This is a genomic window from Thalassospira sp. UBA1131, from assembly GCF_002311515.1.
In the GTDB taxonomy this organism is placed as follows: Bacteria; Pseudomonadota; Alphaproteobacteria; order Rhodospirillales; family Thalassospiraceae; genus Thalassospira.
In genome coordinates this window covers 1,558-19,371 of the sequence record NZ_DCAO01000003.1, presented here as the reverse complement: position 1 = coordinate 19,371, position 17,814 = coordinate 1,558, and the positions used below count along the sequence as shown (strand labels likewise).

Below are 17,814 nucleotides of genomic sequence, written 5' to 3'. Positions count from 1 at the left end.
CGCGCCTTGTTGCGATGCTCGTCACCGGATTCTGCAATCTTCCGGCGCAGCCCACGGATGGTTTTATTGTATTGATCCAGACCACCGCGCCGCCAGTCGTCCAGCTCGAAAATAAGACCTTCGCGACCATCGCCTGTCTGGGCGCGCACCCCGGTTGCCGAGGCCAGCAAACGCGCACCTTCCGGTGAAATGTTAAGACCATCTTCGGCGGTAACAATTACGGCCTGCCCATCATCGCGCCCGGCGACCTGAACACTATCATTCATCGGGGCAACGACCACGCCCTGAACGGATGGCAGAACTTCAAATTCCGGATAGCGCAGCGCCACCTCAATGCCATAGCCGTTCTGGGTTGTCGTGGTCACGCGCAGGGTGTCGCCGACTTCGGGATCATCAATCGGGATAATCGGCCCGACATCCTCAAGGGGTACGATCAGGCGCGCACGGGTCTGTTCGTCCAATTCAATCGACGGCCCCAGCTTTTCAACCGGCTGCATGATGCCTTGCTGCATGGTGATGCGCCAATCGCCCGTTTCACTCCGGCCGGTGTAAAGGCCGATGCCCTCGGGGATTGTCATGCGGACAATCGTTGCGTACGGACTTTCGATCTGTTCGACAACGCCGACGATCTGGGCAGCCTGTTGGCGCACATTATCAAGATTGAGATTGGCGCGTACATCGAAGGCTAGCCACAAGAACCCGGCGCGCGACCATACCGCCGCCCCGCCCGGCTGACCGAACGGAAAACCAAGCGTCAATTCGGTCGCGGTCTGATCAACAGTGACGACAAGATCGCCGATGCTTTGTCGTTCGATCGGTGCCTGCCCGTTGGTTCGAACGGTATTGCCTGCATTCTGCGCGGCTTGGGCAAGGGCTTCGGGGGAGTTGGGGTCAAGCGCGCCCTCTTCAGACGTTGGCACGCCTGCATCGGGAACGTCCGGCGCCGCATCTTCGTTCTGCGCAGTTGCAGACGGGGTCGCAGGCTCAGGTGGTGCTGGAGTTGTCACCCCGGCCTCTGGTGTGTCTGTCGTGCGGGTTTGTGCGGTGGTGGTTGCCGGGGCACGCTGCACGCCCATGATATCAACCACGACCTTGTTGCCAGACCGGAAATGGCGCAATTGTCGCGCCGGGGTCGTTTCGACAACGACATCCAGCGGATTGGTGTCGCCCTGGCGCACACGCACACCTTCAGGCAGGCGTCTTGAAATATCGTTGGCATTGATCCGGGCCGGCGCATCAAACGCGATGGTTTGCGCGCCTTGCACCCCTTCAAGGACGTAATCGGTGCGGTTTGGCCAGTCAAACACCAGACGATAGAAAGTCGGATGGCGTCCGACCCGCACGTCAAGCTCCGCCAGTTCTGCCGGGTTATCGGCAACGGTTTCAACCGGCGTTGTCGGCGCCGGGGTTATTTCGGGGGTTTGGTCATCCTGTGCGGGACGCGCCGGGGGTGTTGGTACGGAGGGTGCCGGTGCGTCGGGTTTATCAAGGATATCGAGGACGACGTTGCTGCCGACGTTAAATGCGCGCACTTCGTAATCGTCACTCAGCACAAAGGCGATTGTGCGACCATCGGGATCAAAGAATGCATCGGAAATATAGCGTGAAACCGGCGTCAGAACACCGCGCAACGAAGCCACCAATGGCTGATCGAACCGCACGACCAACTGGTCGCCGATGATCTCGGCGGTGTAATTGACCGGCTCGTTCCATTGCAGAACAATTCGGCCATACCCGTTATGAAGCCCGGAGCGGATGATAACAGGGTCCGCCACCTGGGCTATTGCAGGGCGCATTCCGCTATAAGGCAAAACCATTGCCGTGGTGGTCGCAATTGCAACCGCCAGCAGGATGCGCACGGCAAGTTTCGCCATACTTACGTGCCTCCGATCCCGCTTCCCCCGTGAGGCTCGATTACAATGTCGACCCGGCGCGCCATTGCAAATCGCGCCTCCTCATCCAAGAGTTTGGGAAGCTGGTCGTATCTTGATGCCGCAAATCCGTAAATATTTATGTAATCTGTGTAACCGGATTGCTTTAACTCGTTGGCAACAGCCCCGGCACGGGCCAGCGAAAGTTCCCAGTTCGATGCATATTGCCCGCGCCCGCTAAGCGGCCGCGGATCGGTATGCCCCTGAACACCGATGCGGTTACCGATATTGCGCAACACCCCGCCCAGCACAAACAAGGCCTGTTGCGCCTTGGGTGTCATATCCGAACTACCGGCAACAAACAGAATATCACCCGGCAGGGAAATCACCAGTTTGTCGGCTTCGCGCGACATGCGCGCATCCCCAAGGACCGGGTTGTCATCAATCGCGTCGTCAATCACGGCACTGAGATAATCAAGGTTCATTGCCGGTTTGCGATAGACACGCGGAATGTTCATGTTCGCCATCGGCTCGTCGGTATCTTCAACCGGCGACGGTTTGATCGATTGCGACAAGGCATCAACGACCTCGTCCCAGCGATCGATCTTGACCTTGGACATGGCAAACAGCATGACAAAGAAAGTCAGCAGCAGCGAAATCAGATCCGCCAGACTAAGCATCCAGGGCGGCGGGCCCTTGACCTCTGGCTTGCGTGGTGCGTCTTCGCTCATCCGCCACCTCCCGATGCTTGTGGTCCAAGCGGGATCGGCTGGGAAATGGATGGCTGCGCGCCACCATTTGCCGGCGGGATCATGAATTGTTGTGGCGCGACAGCACCCGTCTGACCGTTCGAACCACCGCCATTTGCGCCAGAATCCGGCGTCGTGGAGGTTGGCGTTGCGGCAGGCGTTTCATTTCCGTTGCCGTTACGATTGATCGGTTCCGGCGCTTCCTTGGGACCGAAATTCCAGAAAAAGCGGAATGTCACGATGAACGGATCAGCACCCGGATCAATCCCGACGAAGAAACGGTCTTCGGGTGCGCCAACATCGGTCAGTTCACGGGCAAATGATCCGGCCTGGGCGATCTGAAGATTGTTTTCAATCTGGATCGTGCCTTTGTCTTCGATCTGGCTGCCCATGACCATTTCCATCTCGTAGGAGGCATAACCATCATCATCGGCCAGCACTTCGGCAAGCTGGCGCATGAAATCGCCCTGTCTTTCGCGGACCAGAATGGAATTGGTATCAAACAGCTGATCGACATGCATGATGACTTCCATCAGCTTACCCGGCTGAATGACTTCAACCCGGACCACTTTGATCGCGGTCTCAAATAGATGCCCCAGCTTATCCTGGGTTTCCTGCGCCGATACCGTTGGCCCCTCGATGGAGGTCACGGTCTGCAAACTGGTTGTCGGCGGGAGAATGGCAGCAAATGCCGAGGAAAGGCTTTCCTGCACTTCGCGGGTTTTGACCTCTTCAAAGGTCGAAATGGTATTGAGCAGAATGAAAAAGGCTAGCAGAAGAAGATAGAGCGCCAGAAACAACGCCACTGCCCCGTTTGTAGGGGGGGAAGGTGGTGTCGGTCCATCGTCCTCTATCTCCGCCATGATAACGCCACTTAGTTAAACATCGCGTCGATGTCGGCCTGCGTTACGCCTTTTCCTTCAAGCTGCGGACCGTTCAGCAAAGCCTCTTCACCTTCCGGTTCTTTTTTCTTCCGCGGGTTGGCAGCAGCATATTTGGCGATTTCATCACCAAATGCCGTCACAAGCCCTTCAACGCGTTCTTCGATGGATTTCAGGGCCTTGATCACCTTGGTGGTGCGCTGGCCGGTGATATCCTGGAAGTTGCAGGCTTCGTAAACGCGCATCGTTGCACTGGTCACGATTTCGGCCTGTTCTGGCGGCAGAGTGCTTGCGAATTCTTCAAGCGTGTCCATGGCATCAAGGATTTCGTGCGTCGCCCCGGCGGTCGCATCGACGATGGCATCAAGCTCGTCGGTTGCGTTGGGGATATACTCGGCCTTGATATCGTCCGGACGAAGCGAGGCGATTTCCGATTTCATCTTGCGAATGATGCCGGAAAGCTCATCGAGCTCGCCAAACAAACGTTTCTGATCATCGGTCGGTTTATCGCCCATGAAGCGCGACAACTGATCCATCAGATCGGACAATTGTTCGACCTTCAGGTCATCACCATCAAGGCGAGCCTGAAGATCATTCAACAACTGACGTAGTTCGTCTTTGGTCGCCTTAGACATAGCGGTATCGCGGGACACCTGCCCCGCGCTCCTGATCAGAAATCACCGATGACAGTCTTCATCTTGCCTTTCAACGTCTCTGCGTTGAACGGCTTGACGATATAGTTGGAGACGCCTGCCTTTTTCGCCATGACCACGTTCTCGGTCTTGGCTTCAGCGGTGATCATGATGAAGGGCATATCCTTCAGTTTTGCGTCTGCGCGGACTTCCTTCAGAAGCTGAAGACCGGTCATCGGCTCCATGTTCCAGTCGGAAATCACGAGGCTGAACGGAGCCTCACGCAGTTTGCGAAGCGCCATGCTACCATCGGTCGCTTCTTCAATATTCGTAAAGTTGAGCTGCCGCAGAAGGTTACGGATGATACGCAACATGGTTTTGTAATCATCCACAATCAGGATCGGCATATTCGGATCGACGGCCATTCACAACTCCATCAGCTATCTGATCTCCCACCCTTGCCTACCATACTTCCGCATAGTAACAAGGCCCCTAATAATCGTGATGTACCTATTTAATATTGGTTAATCAAGATGTTTAACCCACGATTAAATTCGCCACCACGTTGTCTTCGCTCAAAAATTCTCCCCCAACGGCCACTCTTTCCCATTCGGGCCGTGCGGTCAATCCTTTGCAGCATTCCGCTATTGAAGCGGTAACATGTTGATATCCTGCTTGTAGGCCAGCTCGGACGTCAGCGCGCGCGCACGATCCGGTGTCATTTCTGACAGAACGGCTGCCGTGTTCGCTTCGCGCATGCCCAGTGCGACCTGCAGAAGAATATCCATATCAAGATCGTTCCAGATGCGTGCCGCATCTTTCGGCTTCATTTTTTCATAAACGCTGATCAGCTTTTTGATGCGATCATCTTCCTGCGCTTCCTTGGTTTCGACCAGACCTTCGATGGCTGATTTCAGGGATTTCATTTCCTCGATCTTGGCATCGATGCGCGCCTCGGCGGCGGCAATCAGGCTTTCACGTTCATCAAGGCGCTGCTCCTTGCGGTCCAGCTCGACACGGCGGACCGACAGGTTCTGCAGCAGGTCAATTTCTTCCTGGGTGAAAAGGGTCGGGTCACCGCCCAGCATCGGCGGCACGTCGGGGTTACCCGTGACACCGTCAATCGGCTCACCTTCCATGGTAAGCCCTTCCGGATTATCCAAACCCGGATCACCATTTTCCGGTGTCGCGGCCTGTTCGGCAGCAGGATCGGGTGCCGGTGCCTGCGCCTGGGCCATCTGCACCACGCTGACACCTTTATTCTCTGCCGTTTCCGGCTTGGCGGAGTCATACGAAAACAGGTTGACCACCCGCATCGAAAGCACCATCACGCCAACCAGAACGACCAACGGCAGAATACGCACACCTGACATTCACACACCCAAGCATGTCGGCACAAAGTGCCCATGCTCCTTCCCGATTGATTTCTGTCCGTTCCAGTGGAACGGGTTCCTACCCATTAGATATATAGAAAACTCGTAATCTCAAGACCGACAACAACGCAAATTCGTTGCTTGAAACTTCTTATCGAACCGACCGCAAGGCCGCCAGCAATTCACGTTCTGCCTCGGAACGCCCAGCATCTTCATCCTGATCATAAGGATCGGACACATCCGCCCGACTGCCATACGATCCCCCCGAACGCGCGGGCTCTTCACGGTCATAGCTATCATCGACCGGGCCATTTCCCCCGCGCTCGATCTCGCCGACCATTCTGGCGGCAAGTTCTTCGGCACGGGTTTCAACACCGACGCGATCACGGTCGTCAATGACATCATTGCGGTCTTTGGCCGCCTTCATCCGACCAAGACCGGCATTACCAGCCCCGGCCGATTTTCCACCATCACCACCAGCAGCGATGCCGTCGGCCGCGTTTCCAGCGGTACGGCGCACGGAATTAACGTCGCGCGCAGCCTTTTCAAGGCGGTTGGCGATGCTTTCACCGCGATCGACCATAAAGCTCAGGTCTTCGTTCAGTGCGCTGGCCTTTTCAATATCCTCACGCAGCCTCTCGCCAGACTGCTCCGCCATTTCCTTAAGGGCGGTGATCGACGTTTCGGCGCGCTCATTGGCGGCATTGAACGCGGTCAGGAAGTTCTGCATGTCTTCGCGGCTACGCCGAAAAGCTGCCAGCTTGCGGTTCAGAATAATCGCATAGACAATCGTAGCCCCCAACAGCACGATCATCACAAGATCCAGATAGAACGCGAAGTCCATCAGCTAGTCTTCCTCGTTTATGCGCGCACGATCACGAACCTGAATGGCAATCCTGTCACCCTTGCGCCCCATCAACCCCTTGAACAACGGCACATCCCCGCAGCGGACCTCGACAGGCGAGGTCGGACCAGTATTAAGAACCAGTCTGTTCCCAACTTCAAGGTTGAGGACATCGCCAAGGGCCATGATCTGTTCATCAAGAACAGCCAATAGATTAACATGGGTCTGCCACAGCTCGTTTGCGAGGTGGTTTTCCCAAATGGAGTCACGACCGAACTTTTCCCCCATGAACATCTGAAGCAGAAGTTCACGCACCGGTTCCAGCGTCGCATAAGGGATAAGAAGTTCAAGTCGACCACCGCGGTCTTCCATATCGATGCGAAGCTTCGCCACGATGGCGGCGTTGGCATGACGGGCAATGGTGGCAAAACGCGGGTTGGTTTCAAGGCGTTCAAAGCGGAATGTCACCGGGCTTAGCGGGTCAAACGCAGCCGAAAGGTCGCCAAGAACCACGTGGATCATACGTTCCACAAGGTTACGTTCGATCGTTGTGTAGGGACGACCTTCAATACGCATGGCCGCCGTACCGCGACGCCCCCCCAACAAAACGTCCACGATGGAATAAATCAGCGCTGAATCAACTGTCAGCAGCCCGTAGTTATCCCATTCCTCTGCCTTGAAAACACCAAGCATGGCCGGCAACGGGATCGAGTTCAGATAGTCACCGAAACGCAGCGACAGGATGTTATCAAGCGAGACTTCGACGTTATCGGATGTGAAGTTACGCAATGATGTCGACATCATACGCACAAGGCGGTCAAACACGACTTCAAGCATCGGAAGTCGTTCATAGGCCACCATCGACGAGTTGATGATCGCCTGAATGCCCGACTGATCGCCTGCACCCGAACCGTCATCAAAGCCGAGAAGACTGTCAATTTCGTCCTGGTTCAGAACGCGCGCAGATGTGCCGCCACCCATGGCTTCGGCCATATCGTCGCCGCCGCCATCATCGTCGCCGTCATCATCGCCGAGCATGGATTCCCATTCGGCGGCCATGTCCTCGCCGCCGTCGTCTCCACCCTCGTCATCGCCGCCTGCCATGGCTTCCCATTCAGCGGCGAGAGCATCATCATCTTCGTCTTCATCAGCCATCAGCGATTGCTTCCTGAATTTGGCACTCGGGCTGCTACAAGATTATTGTACCAGCATTTCCTTGAACAAAACGTCGTTTATTTTCGCAGGCTTGGCCGCGGCACTCACCCGGATCAAAAGTTCTTCGCGCAATCTGAACATCCCTTCGGAGCCGGAAAGATCCTCCGGACGCAGTTCGCGAAGATAGACCTGAAAGTTGTCAACAATACGTGGCATCATCTGTTCGACCTGCGGCAACATGCCCTGATCGGCGACTTCCAGACTGACACGGATTTTAAGGTAACTCTGCTTTCCACCACCCGTATTCAGATTGACCAGAATTTCCGGCAAGTCGACAAAGCCGACATTTTCCGGAACGCCTGGGTCATTTTCAATCGAATCTTCTGTGATGACTTCCTCGGTTTGCTCGCCACCGCCACCGGTCAGCATGTCTATCACCGGCTGAAGCATGCCGGTGAAATACGCCGCCGCAGCGCCGCCCAGCAAAAGCAGCACAAGCAGAATGACCACGACCAGCATCTTTTTGCTTCGGCCACCACCACCCTCGTCCATTTCGATTTCGTCGACGTCGTCACCCATCGCTTCGCGAATTCCTGCGTTTGAAGTTCTATCTTCCTGATCCAGCAAACACTGTGCCGGATTAAAAGCCATAACGCTATCACGTTAAAAATATGTTGCGTTTCGGTCTATTGGTGATTTGTCACAGCGGCAAATATTACCATCTCAGCGCCATATGTTCAGCCAGGGCATGCAAAGCAATAGCCTGTCGTGGCTATCCCGGAATAAATTGCCGGATCGGAGTATCCGGCTTGTGGCGCAATTGTGAGATGGTCCTTTACCACCCTGCAAACCGGACATGTTTTGCCGACCTCCCCGGTCACCCGGCAATCCTTTGCCCATAACGGCAGTCGGCAACGGCACTTTAAGTCAAACCACCGCAAAAAACGACCGGCAACAAATGCCGAACTTAAAATTTGTTATTTTAAATCAATTGCTTAATCAAACTGGCACGCAGATCGCATTCCTGATGGTCAAGTTACAGTCCTGAAAGGGAAATTCGACCATGGAAAACGTTTCATACATTGCACTGTCCCGTCAGAAGACGCTGCGCAGCATGATGAACAACCTGTCGCAGAACATGGCAAACATGAACACGACCGGTTACAAAGAGCAGCGCATGATGTTCACTGACTGGATCGCAAAGAACAAGGACGCGCCGTTCCGTGGCGAACGCGAAATCTCGCTGGTTCAGGATATCTCGCAATACAGAAATACCACTGTCGGCAACATTGAACATACAGATCGTCCGCTTGATGTGGCGCTTAGCCAGCCGGACATGTTCTTTGCCGTCGAAACGCCAACCGGTGTTCAATATACCCGTTCGGGCAACTTTTCCCTCGATCCGGGCGGCCAGCTGATCACCAATGACGGTTTTCCCGTGCTGAGTGATGCCGGTCAGCCTCTGTTCTTTAACGAGGCAGACGGCCAGATCGAGATCAAGGGCGACGGGTCCATTTCGACCGATATCGGCCAGATCGGCAAACTTCAGGTCGTTACTGTCGATAACGTGCAGGAAATGATCGTCACCGGGAACACCCTTTATCGTGCGCCGGAAGATGAAAACAACGCAGACGCCGTTGAGCTTGTCGAAAACCCCGGCATTGTTCAGGGCGCACTGGAAAAATCCAACGTCAATCCAATCAGCGCCATGACGCAGATGATTGACGTTCTTCGCACTTATCAATCGGTCAGCCGTTCTCTTGAAAGCGAGAACGAGCGTATGCGCAACATGATCAACAAACTCGGGGATGTCCGCGCCTGAACCGGCAGTGGCACCCGATAGATAACATCGAATTATAGCGCAAAATCTGCGCAATCGAAGGAGAAGACAGATGCGGTCACTTGATATCGGCGCTTTGGGCATGCAGGCTCAGTCCACCAACGTGGATGTGACCTCGCACAACATCGCCAACATGACCACCACCGGCTACAAGCGCCAACGTGCGGAATTCCAGGATCTGCTGTATCAGGATTTGCGCCGCGCAGGTTCGCCTTCCTCCGATACCGGCACGATCGTGCCAACCGGCGTTCAGGTTGGTCTTGGTGTAAAAACCGCCGCCATCGGCCGCTACATGGGTCAGGGTTCGCTGACCATGACCGAGAACGAGCTTGATATTGCCATTCAGGGCCGCGGCTATCTTCAGATCGACCTGCCCAGCGGGGAAACCGCTTATAGCCGTGATGGTACGCTTAAACTTGATGCCAACGGTGCGCTTGTGACCAAGGACGGCTTTGCGGTTCAGCCGGGCATCACGGTTCCGGCCAATGCGCGCTCGGTAACCATCAACTCCAACGGTGAAGTTTTTGCCGAGATCGATGGTCAGGTTGCCCCGCAGAACCTTGGTCAGCTTCAGCTTGCGACCTTTATCAACCCGCCGGGTCTTAACGCGCTTGGCGACAACCTGTTCCTTGAAACCGAAGCATCCGGTCAGGCCAATGTCGGCGCCCCGGGGGATGTCGGCTATGGCACGGTTCAGCAGGGATACCTTGAATCCTCGAACGTTAACGTGGTTCAGGAAATCACCAACCTGATCAAGGCGCAGCGCGCTTATGAAATGAACTCCAAATCGATCTCGACCACGGACGAGATGATGAGCGCCGTCAGCAACCTGCGATAATTTCAGGTTCTGAAAGCATTTCGTTTGCGCAAGTCGCGGTCACATGATCTGCGAACTTGCGCAAACTGTATTTACGCGATTTATACCGTTCCGTGGTACAGTAGGCGGATGAAGATAAAGAACATAATCCTCGCGCTCGCACTGTTGTCCGCAATTGCGTCTCTGCCCTCATTGACAGAGAGCGCTTTGGCGCAATCATCGCAAGGCAGCAACCTTCGCAACAATCAGCCGAGCAGTTCTTCTATCTTTCTCAAACCCGATGCCCTTGTCGAAGGTCAGTATGTGACCTTGGGTGATCTGTTTTCCGGCCTCGATACCCAACAGCAAGATATTGCCGTCGCCCATGCGCCACAGCCGGGCAAACAAACCGTTCTTGATTATCGCTGGCTATACGGGATTGCCCAGCGACATAATGTCGAATGGCGTCCGCGCACAACTGCCGATCAGGTCCTGATCACCCGCGCCAGCCAAGTGATTACCATGGATGAAATCCGTGAAGCGGTCGAAATTTCCCTGGTTGACTATGGTATTCAGCGTCCCTTCACGGTCGACCTTTCGAGTGACAATTTCCAAATTCATCTGCCCGTTGACGCCCGCAACAGTGTTGACGTCAGTGCCATCGAGGTCAATTCACGTACCCAGCGCTTTGTTGCCAGCGTGACAACCGGCGCCCAGACTGCCCAACAACGGACATATCGGATCAGCGGCAAATATTACCCGCTAACAAGCGTTCCGGTGTTGGTCGAGCCAGTATCGCGCGGTTCTGTCATCCGGGCCGATCAGGTCGAATACCGTGATTTCCGTTCCGAACGCGTTCCAAACGGAGCCATTCGCGACATCAATGATGTTATTGGCAAGGAAGTCATGCGGCCCAGCAATCCCAACGAACCCTTGATGTTCCGGGATCTGAGCAACCCCATTCTGGTCCGTCGCGGATCGCTTGTCATTATTCGCCTCGTCACCGCCAATATGTCCCTGACCGCACGCGGCAAGGCAATGGAAGATGGATCACTTGGGGATGTCATTCGGGTGGTCAACCAATCGAGCAACAAGACCATTCAGGTCGAAGTCGTTGCCGAGAACGAAGTCCGCGCCCTGCCCGCTCTGTCGCAGTAATCCGCGCGCCAAAACACCACACAACCCGGCAAGCTTTTCCTCTTATACCAGCTGATAATTGGCACGGTACTTGCGTTAAGAAATGCAGGAACCCAGGAGGAATTCATGCCTACCAAAATCACCCAGATATCTTGGCGGCGCATTGCGCTTGTCAGCTCACTCATCGGGGCAACAGCATTGCTGTCAGGCTGCAACGCGATGAAACGGCTTTCCGAAGTTGGCGAACCGCCAAAGCTGTCGTCCATTGACAACCCGACACAGTCAGAGGCCTATCGCCCGGTAAGTTTGCCGATGCCGGCCCCGCAGGTTGCCGAACGCAACCCGAACTCGCTATGGCGTGCCGGCGCAAGGTCCTTCTTCAAGGATCAACGCGCAAACCAGGTTGGCGACATCCTGACCGTGGTTGTTGAAATGGAAGACCGCGCGGCCCTTGCCAACACGACAGTGCGTTCGCGCACCAATTCAGAGGACCTCGCTGTTCCGAACCTGTTCGGCCTCGAGGCGGAAGTAGCCAAGGTGCTGCCTGATGCAATTGATCCGAGTTCAATGCTGGATTTCGACAGCAACACCTCAAACCGTGGTGCAGGAACCCTCGATCGTAACGAAGCCATTGATTTGCGTGTTGCGGCCATCGTCATTCAGGTTCTGCCGAACGGCAACTACGTCATTCATGGTCGCCAGGAAATTCGTGTGAACAGTGAAATTCGCGAAGTCCAGATTGCCGGTGTTATTCGCGCCGCTGACATCAGCTCCGCAAACGAAGTCAACTATGACAAGATTGCTGAAGCCCGCATTTCATATGGTGGTCGCGGGACGATTTCCGATGTTCAGCAGCCACGCTATGGTAGCGAAGTTCTCGACATTATCCTGCCGTTCTAAGCCACACAGTTCCGTTTGATCCAATCCCATTTTCCGGGTTCCGGTTGGCCAGGACGGAAACAGCAATCAAAGGTCACCTTCGGGTGGCCTTTGTTGTTTTTAAGCAAGCGTCAAAATATCAAACGCACAAAACGAAAAGCCCGGCCAGAAGGCCGGGCTTTTGTGATTTTGGTTATCCCTAACCAGTAATCTCCCACCATGTCATGTCGTTGCATGACGGGGATCGGCCAAGCCAAATCCCAAGTATTTTTTCCACCCGGCGCGATCAATCGTCGCGACGTGTGCGCTCCATCCGTTCGTGGCGTTCCTGGGCTTCGATGCTCAGGGTCGCAATCGGACGAGCTTCAAGTCTTTTCAAGCTGATCGGCTCGTCGGTTTCTTCGCAGTAACCATAAGATCCGTCTTCAATTCGACGCAATGCAGCATCAATTTTTGAAATAAGCTTGCGCGCCCTGTCACGAGTACGAAGTTCAAGTGCCCGGTCAGTCTCCGCCGACGCTCGGTCGGTAAGATCCGGTTCCTGAAGCCCGCCATCTTGCAGGTTCGCTAATGTTTCTGAAGATTCATGCAGAAGTTCTGCCCGCCAGGTCAGAAGTTTCTGGCGGAAATATTCCCGCTGACGCGGGTTCATGAACTCTTCGTCCTCAGCAGGACGATAGTCAGGTGGTAAAGTGATAGTCATGTATGCCCTCTATACAGGACTCATCGATCGCGCGGCAATATAGAGGCCACGCGCCAACGGTGCAAGCCGATTGAACAAATAAATGCCAATCCCCCCTCAAAGGCGCAGAATTCTGCGATATTTCTATGGAAAATACCTTTGATTAAACAATCAGATCAGGCCGGAAACTTCAAGTTTCGCCAACTCAACCCGGGCGCGAAGATCAATCTCGTCGAGAACAGAAGATAGTTCTGGATCATCAATCATTTCGCGCTGCTGGTCGAGCAAACCGACCAATTGCTGCAGGCGTGCGGGGGATAATTGGCCACTTAGCAAGCCGTCGCGCACAGCTTCAAGCTGCTCGAGCATGCTTTTTGCGCGCAACATTGCGGCCTTTTTGGGCGAATCCAGTACATCCCCGCTTTGCTGGAGCGCAAGCAAGGCATCAAGGGCGCTTACAGCCCCCGCACTTCGAACACCAGCGGCACCGCCAGCATCCCCGGAAGAGTCGAGCGAACGCATGGTATCAGCAAAACCGCTTCCGCCAGATGTGCCGGACGATTTCTTGCGCGATGAAGTACTCGTACCGGCAGCCTTGGAACCGCTAACCTTCATGATCCGTGTCCGCTCAGTTGTTGTCGATCTGTCCAATGAACATATGCAGTGCATGGTCGGATGCATTCATCCAGCCCAAGCGGCCAGAGAATGGGCAAACACCAAGCTTGCAGAAATGAGTCTCCCTCAATCGTGCCAGACGCGCAACGGGAAAAAAATGCCGGGTTGACGCATCGGCCGCGACGACCCCAACGCAAAATCACCTTGAACGCGTCGTTTTCAGGAGATTTTGGCGTTACCAAGGTCGCCATCGGCAGAAAGCCTCAGTTGGCATGGTTTTCGCAAATAGCTTTGCAAACGCGGTTTACCCGATCAATCGCCTCATTTGCCGGATGCGCTGCATCCCATGTAAAAGCGGAATTAAGAGTATGATCACAGGTCTTGGCAAAATAGCACGCAATGCACTCGCAATGCTCACGCTGGGAATGCTTGCCCTGACGCAGCTTACCCCTGCACATGCACAATCACGCATCAAGGATATCGCCGACTTCGAAGGCGTGCGTGACAACATGCTGGTGGGTTATGGCCTTGTGGTTGGCTTGAATGGTACCGGCGATGATCTGGGCGATGCAGAATTCACCCGTCAAAGCATGGTTGCGATGCTTGAACGCCTCGGCATCAACGTCCGCGATCAGATCGAAGACCTTGAGTCTGATAACATCGCGGCCGTGATGGCAACTGCAACCCTGCCGCCGTTTTCGCGTCAAGGGTCGCGCATTGATGTCAATATCAGCGCGATTGGCACTGCCGAAAGCCTCCAGGGCGGCACGCTGCTTGTGACCCCGATGGTTGGTGCTGACGGCGAAGTTTATGCCGTTGCCCAGGGCAATCTCGCGGTTGGCGGTTTTTCCGCTGGTGGCAATGCTGAAACCATCGTCAAAGGCGTTCCGACCTCGGCACGTATTGCCAATGGCGGCATCGTTGAGCGCGAAATCGACTTTAATCTGAATTCCATGCAGGACATGTCAGTTGTCCTGCGTAACCCGGACTTCACCACTGCGCGCCGTGTCTCCGAAGCAATTAATGCCTATCTGGGCGAAGTTGCTGCACGCGCCAGCGACCCGGGCACTGTGCGGCTGAACATTCCGGAACGCTATAACCAGAATATTGTCGCCCTTCTGACCGATATCGAACAGCTTCGTGTTGAACCCGATCAGATCGCGCGTGTGGTGATTGACGAAAACACCGGCACCATCGTGATGGGCGAAAATGTCCGGATCAACCGTGTCGCGATTGCGCAGGGCAACCTGACGATCCGTGTCACCGAAACGCCGCAGGTTTCCCAACCCTCGCCCTTCTCTCAGACTGGCACAACCGAGGTTGTCGACCGCACCAATATCGAGGTCGATGAAGGCGAAGACAATCAGTTGGGCATCATGAATGGCGGTGTCAGCCTTCAGGAACTGGTCAATGGCCTCAACAGCCTTGGCGTTGGTCCGCGCGACATGATCACCATCCTTCAAGCCATCAAGACGTCTGGCGCGCTTCAGGCTGAAATCGAGGTGATGTAATGATGACTGACAGCACCGCCGCCCTGATGGCGCAAGCACAGGCCAGCGCACAATACGGCAAGCAAAACAGTATCGCGGCCCGCATAGATACACTCACAGACGGGCACATCAAGACCGAAGCACAGGCACGCAAGGCTGGCGAGGAATTTGAATCGATGTTCCTTGGCCAGATGCTCAGCCACATGTTCTCCGGCATTGAAACCAATGAAATGTTTGGTGGCGGGCACGGCGAGACGATGATGCGTTCCATGCTTGTTGATGAATACGCCAAAGAAATGTCCCGCGCAGGTGGCATCGGAATTGCAGATGCCGTTACACGCGAAATCCTTAAAGTCCAGGAGGGATGAAAATGACCACCCAAGAGCTGGTTACCGAACTTAAAAGCGTCACCTATGACCTTATGTCCCTGCTGGAACGTGAATCCAGTGAACTGCGCAGCCTGACATCTGCCGAATATGAGCAATTCCTGTCGGAAAAATCTGCCCTGGCAATGCAGTACGAGCAGCTGGTTGTAAAACTGCGCAGCCGTGGTGACGAACTCCGCGCCATGTCAGAAGAAGAACGTGAAGAGCTGCGCGAATTGCAGGCAGAGTTCCAGCAAGCTGCGCGGCGCAATATGAACACGCTACAGGCGGCCAAGGCGACCAACGAACGCGTGGTTCAGGCAATCGTCCGCGCGGTCAATGACAAATCCAAAGAAGAATGCACGACCTATACCCGCTCCGCTACCACCAGCAAGGCGTCGCTCGGCGGTTATGGTCGCACGCTCAATAAGTCCGGTGGCGCCTACAGCGTCAACGAAACGCTCTAAGGGTAAAGGCAAAGATCATGTCACTTACTCAGGCACTCAATACTGCGATCTCTGGCCTTAACACGGCACAAGCCCGTATTGCGATCACGTCTTCGAACATTTCGAACGTGAATACCGAGGGCTATTCCAAGAAGATCGCTGGTCAGGAGACCCTGTCGCTTGACGGTGTCGGTGCAGGCTCGCAGGTTGCTGGCATCTATCGTAACGTCAACGAAGGCCTGGTACGTGAAATGCGTGGCGAACTGGGTAAAACCGGTCGCGAAGAAGCCCGTTATGAGTTCTTCATGCGCATTCAGACCCTGTTTGGTACAACCCAGTCTGATGCGGCGATCAGTCAGCGCATCAATGATCTGGCCGATGCCTTTGAACAGCTTGGCGTTACCCCTGACCAGAATTCACCGCGTGTCGAAGCCATCGAAAGCGCAATTCAGGTAATGGAATCGTTCGAGAGGCTCTCAAGCCAGCTTCAGGATCTGCGCGATGACATCGATGACCAGATCACCGATGAGGTGAATAGTGCCAACACCTTGCTGACGCAGATTTCTGAGCTCAATACCGGCATCGTTCGTCTGAACAACCTTGATCAGCCAACGACAGAGCTTGAAGATCAGCGTGATCAGAAGCTTAATCAGCTGTCAAAGATCATAGATATCACGACCTTCAGCCGCAGTGATGGGTCGGTAGTCGTATATTCGGCAAATGGCGCAAATACGCTTCTTGATCGCTCACCAAATAAGCTCACCTTTAATCAAACTGCTGGCTTCGAACCTGGCACGGGCGGCTCGGGTATTTCGCTTGATGGCGAAGACATTACGGACACGCTGCGTACAGGAACCCTGAAGGGGCTGCTTGAGATGCGCGATTCAGAAATTCCGGCAATGAATGACCAGATCAATGAACTGGCTGCTCAACTGCGCGATGCCATCAATGAAGAACATAACAAAGGCACTTCGTTCCCACCGCCAGCCAACCTTTCTGGCACACGCACGGTTGATGGCAGCGATCCGTTAACAGCGACCGGTGCATTTCGCGTTGCCGCACTCGATCAAAATGGTGACCTTGTTGCCACTGACAGCTGGGCTGATATTACCCTGCCAACAACACCGGCAACGGTTCAGGGCATCGTTGATGCGATCAATGCCTCGGATGCTGGATCGTATCTGACGGCATCACTGGTGGACAATCGGCTGGTTATCGAAGGCCAGGATGGTAACCGCGTTGCGATTAACGAATTAGACAGCGAGATCACGCTGAGCGATGGTCGTCAGCAGGGCATGTCGCACTATTTTGGTTTGAACGACTTTGTCACGACCACCAAAAGATCCGATGTCATGACCTCTGCCGCGCAACAAAGCTCGACCAGTGCGCTGGGTGTGACGGCAAGTTCCTTTACAATCAGTGCAGGCACGGGTGCGCTTGCCGGAGCGGGCATTACAGTCAACTACACTGCAACTGACTCGCTTGAAGATATCCGCGACAACATCCGTACAGCACTTCAGGGTGCAGGCTTCACCGCCGCTGCCGCCGAAGAAGCTGCCTTCATTGTCGAAGATGGTGACCGCTACCGTCTGGTCATTGAATATAATGCCAACCTGACGATCAATGATTCGGGCACGTTGTCCTCAAAGATCGGCTTCACTGAAGACCGTCCATCCCTGTCTGGCAACATGGATGTCGCCGCTGCAATCAAGAATGATCCCTCGCGGATTGTGCGCGGACAGATGAATGCGGACACTTACAATACCTCGACCGCAATCATCGATCCGGACGCGGCCATTCCGAACTTGGGCCCACTTGTACCACCACCGGTCAACTATACATTGACTGTCAGTGGCAATTTTACAGATGTCGATATAGATTATGATACCAACACTTCGCTACAAGACATCGCTGATGCCATCAACAACAGTGCGACGCTGACGGACAACAATATCACTGCTGAAGTCAAATTCGACAGCCAGTTGGGTGGTTATAAACTCCATGTCATAGATGCGGATGGCGATCCGTTCTATTTCAGCGACGATGGCCTGCCCAACGC

General features: G+C 54.6%; 18 protein-coding genes and 1 pseudogene. 8 read left to right on the top strand and 11 right to left on the bottom strand.

Features of this window, described 5'->3' with window-relative positions; genetic code table 11:
* The 9 genes and pseudogenes from B3Z49_RS00260 to B3Z49_RS00220 form a co-directional block, all read right to left on the bottom strand.
* A pseudogene (locus tag B3Z49_RS00260) lies at positions 1-1,874 on the bottom strand (hypothetical protein); the annotation flags it as partial.
* Between the two features lie 2 nt (positions 1,875-1,876).
* Positions 1,877-2,602, bottom strand: a complete 726-nt coding sequence (locus tag B3Z49_RS00255) for an OmpA/MotB family protein (RefSeq protein WP_008890391.1) — start codon at positions 2,600-2,602, stop codon at positions 1,877-1,879.
* Entirely contained in the window at positions 2,599-3,483 is an 885-nt protein-coding gene (locus B3Z49_RS00250) for a flagellar motor protein MotB (protein WP_296987217.1), read from the bottom strand. Before B3Z49_RS00250 ends, B3Z49_RS00255 begins: the two co-directional genes overlap by 4 nt.
* Positions 3,484-3,494: 11 nt before the next feature.
* A complete protein-coding gene (locus B3Z49_RS00245; RefSeq protein WP_063087517.1) occupies positions 3,495-4,136 on the bottom strand; it encodes a protein phosphatase CheZ in 642 nt (213 codons plus the stop codon).
* Between the two features lie 35 nt (positions 4,137-4,171).
* Entirely contained in the window at positions 4,172-4,558 is a 387-nt protein-coding gene (locus B3Z49_RS00240) for a response regulator (protein ID WP_008890394.1), read from the bottom strand.
* 219 nt (positions 4,559-4,777) lie between these two features.
* Positions 4,778-5,506, bottom strand: coding sequence for a MotE family protein (locus B3Z49_RS00235; protein WP_063087515.1), 729 nt, complete (start codon positions 5,504-5,506; stop codon positions 4,778-4,780).
* 151 nt (positions 5,507-5,657) lie between these two features.
* Positions 5,658-6,350, bottom strand: coding sequence for a DUF6468 domain-containing protein (locus tag B3Z49_RS00230; RefSeq protein WP_296987215.1), 693 nt, complete (start codon positions 6,348-6,350; stop codon positions 5,658-5,660).
* A 3-nt stretch (positions 6,351-6,353) separates the two neighbouring features.
* A complete protein-coding gene (fliM, locus tag B3Z49_RS00225) occupies positions 6,354-7,505 on the bottom strand; it encodes a flagellar motor switch protein FliM (protein ID WP_063087511.1) in 1,152 nt (383 codons plus the stop codon).
* A gap of 42 nt (positions 7,506-7,547) precedes the next feature.
* Entirely contained in the window at positions 7,548-8,084 is a 537-nt protein-coding gene (locus tag B3Z49_RS00220; protein ID WP_008890398.1) for a flagellar basal body-associated FliL family protein, read from the bottom strand.
* Between the two features lie 484 nt (positions 8,085-8,568).
* Between B3Z49_RS00220 and B3Z49_RS00215 the strand changes: the two genes are divergently transcribed.
* The 4 genes from B3Z49_RS00215 (at position 8,569) to flgH (ending at position 12,178) form a co-directional block, all read left to right on the top strand.
* The gene (locus B3Z49_RS00215; RefSeq protein ID WP_008890399.1) at positions 8,569-9,327 is read left to right on the top strand and encodes a flagellar hook-basal body complex protein; all 759 of its coding nucleotides are present in this window, start codon (positions 8,569-8,571) and stop codon (positions 9,325-9,327) included.
* Between the two features lie 70 nt (positions 9,328-9,397).
* The gene (gene flgG / locus B3Z49_RS00210; RefSeq protein WP_008890400.1) at positions 9,398-10,183 is read left to right on the top strand and encodes a flagellar basal-body rod protein FlgG; all 786 of its coding nucleotides are present in this window, start codon (positions 9,398-9,400) and stop codon (positions 10,181-10,183) included.
* A 186-nt stretch (positions 10,184-10,369) separates the two neighbouring features.
* Complete coding sequence (gene flgA, locus B3Z49_RS00205) at positions 10,370-11,299, top strand: flagellar basal body P-ring formation chaperone FlgA (RefSeq protein ID WP_296987206.1); 930 nt, start codon at positions 10,370-10,372, stop codon at positions 11,297-11,299.
* A 105-nt stretch (positions 11,300-11,404) separates the two neighbouring features.
* Positions 11,405-12,178: a flagellar basal body L-ring protein FlgH gene (flgH, locus tag B3Z49_RS00200; protein WP_008890402.1), complete on the top strand. Its 774-nt coding sequence runs from the start codon at positions 11,405-11,407 to the stop codon at positions 12,176-12,178.
* A 265-nt stretch (positions 12,179-12,443) separates the two neighbouring features.
* Here flgH and dksA read toward each other — a convergent pair whose 3' ends face one another.
* Together dksA and B3Z49_RS00190 are read right to left on the bottom strand one after the other, a co-directional pair.
* Positions 12,444-12,860, bottom strand: coding sequence for an RNA polymerase-binding protein DksA (dksA, locus tag B3Z49_RS00195; RefSeq protein ID WP_008890403.1), 417 nt, complete (start codon positions 12,858-12,860; stop codon positions 12,444-12,446).
* A 150-nt stretch (positions 12,861-13,010) separates the two neighbouring features.
* On the bottom strand, positions 13,011-13,454 hold the full coding sequence (locus tag B3Z49_RS00190) for a flagellar assembly protein FliX (protein ID WP_296987195.1): 444 nt from the start codon (positions 13,452-13,454) through the stop codon (positions 13,011-13,013).
* Between the two features lie 368 nt (positions 13,455-13,822).
* Between B3Z49_RS00190 and B3Z49_RS00185 the strand changes: the two genes are divergently transcribed.
* From B3Z49_RS00185 to flgK, 4 genes are all read left to right on the top strand, one after another.
* Positions 13,823-14,965 (top strand): flagellar basal body P-ring protein FlgI, encoded by a 1,143-nt coding sequence (locus tag B3Z49_RS00185; protein ID WP_008890406.1) that lies wholly within the window; start codon positions 13,823-13,825, stop codon positions 14,963-14,965.
* A gap of 2 nt (positions 14,966-14,967) precedes the next feature.
* Positions 14,968-15,312: a rod-binding protein gene (locus B3Z49_RS00180; RefSeq protein WP_296987190.1), complete on the top strand. Its 345-nt coding sequence runs from the start codon at positions 14,968-14,970 to the stop codon at positions 15,310-15,312.
* Between the two features lie 2 nt (positions 15,313-15,314).
* Positions 15,315-15,776, top strand: coding sequence for a hypothetical protein (locus B3Z49_RS00175; protein WP_296987188.1), 462 nt, complete (start codon positions 15,315-15,317; stop codon positions 15,774-15,776).
* Positions 15,777-15,793: 17 nt separating this feature from the next.
* Positions 15,794-17,814, top strand: a 2,021-nt coding sequence (gene flgK, locus B3Z49_RS00170; RefSeq protein ID WP_296987187.1) for a flagellar hook-associated protein FlgK, incomplete at its 3' end; no start/stop codon positions are given.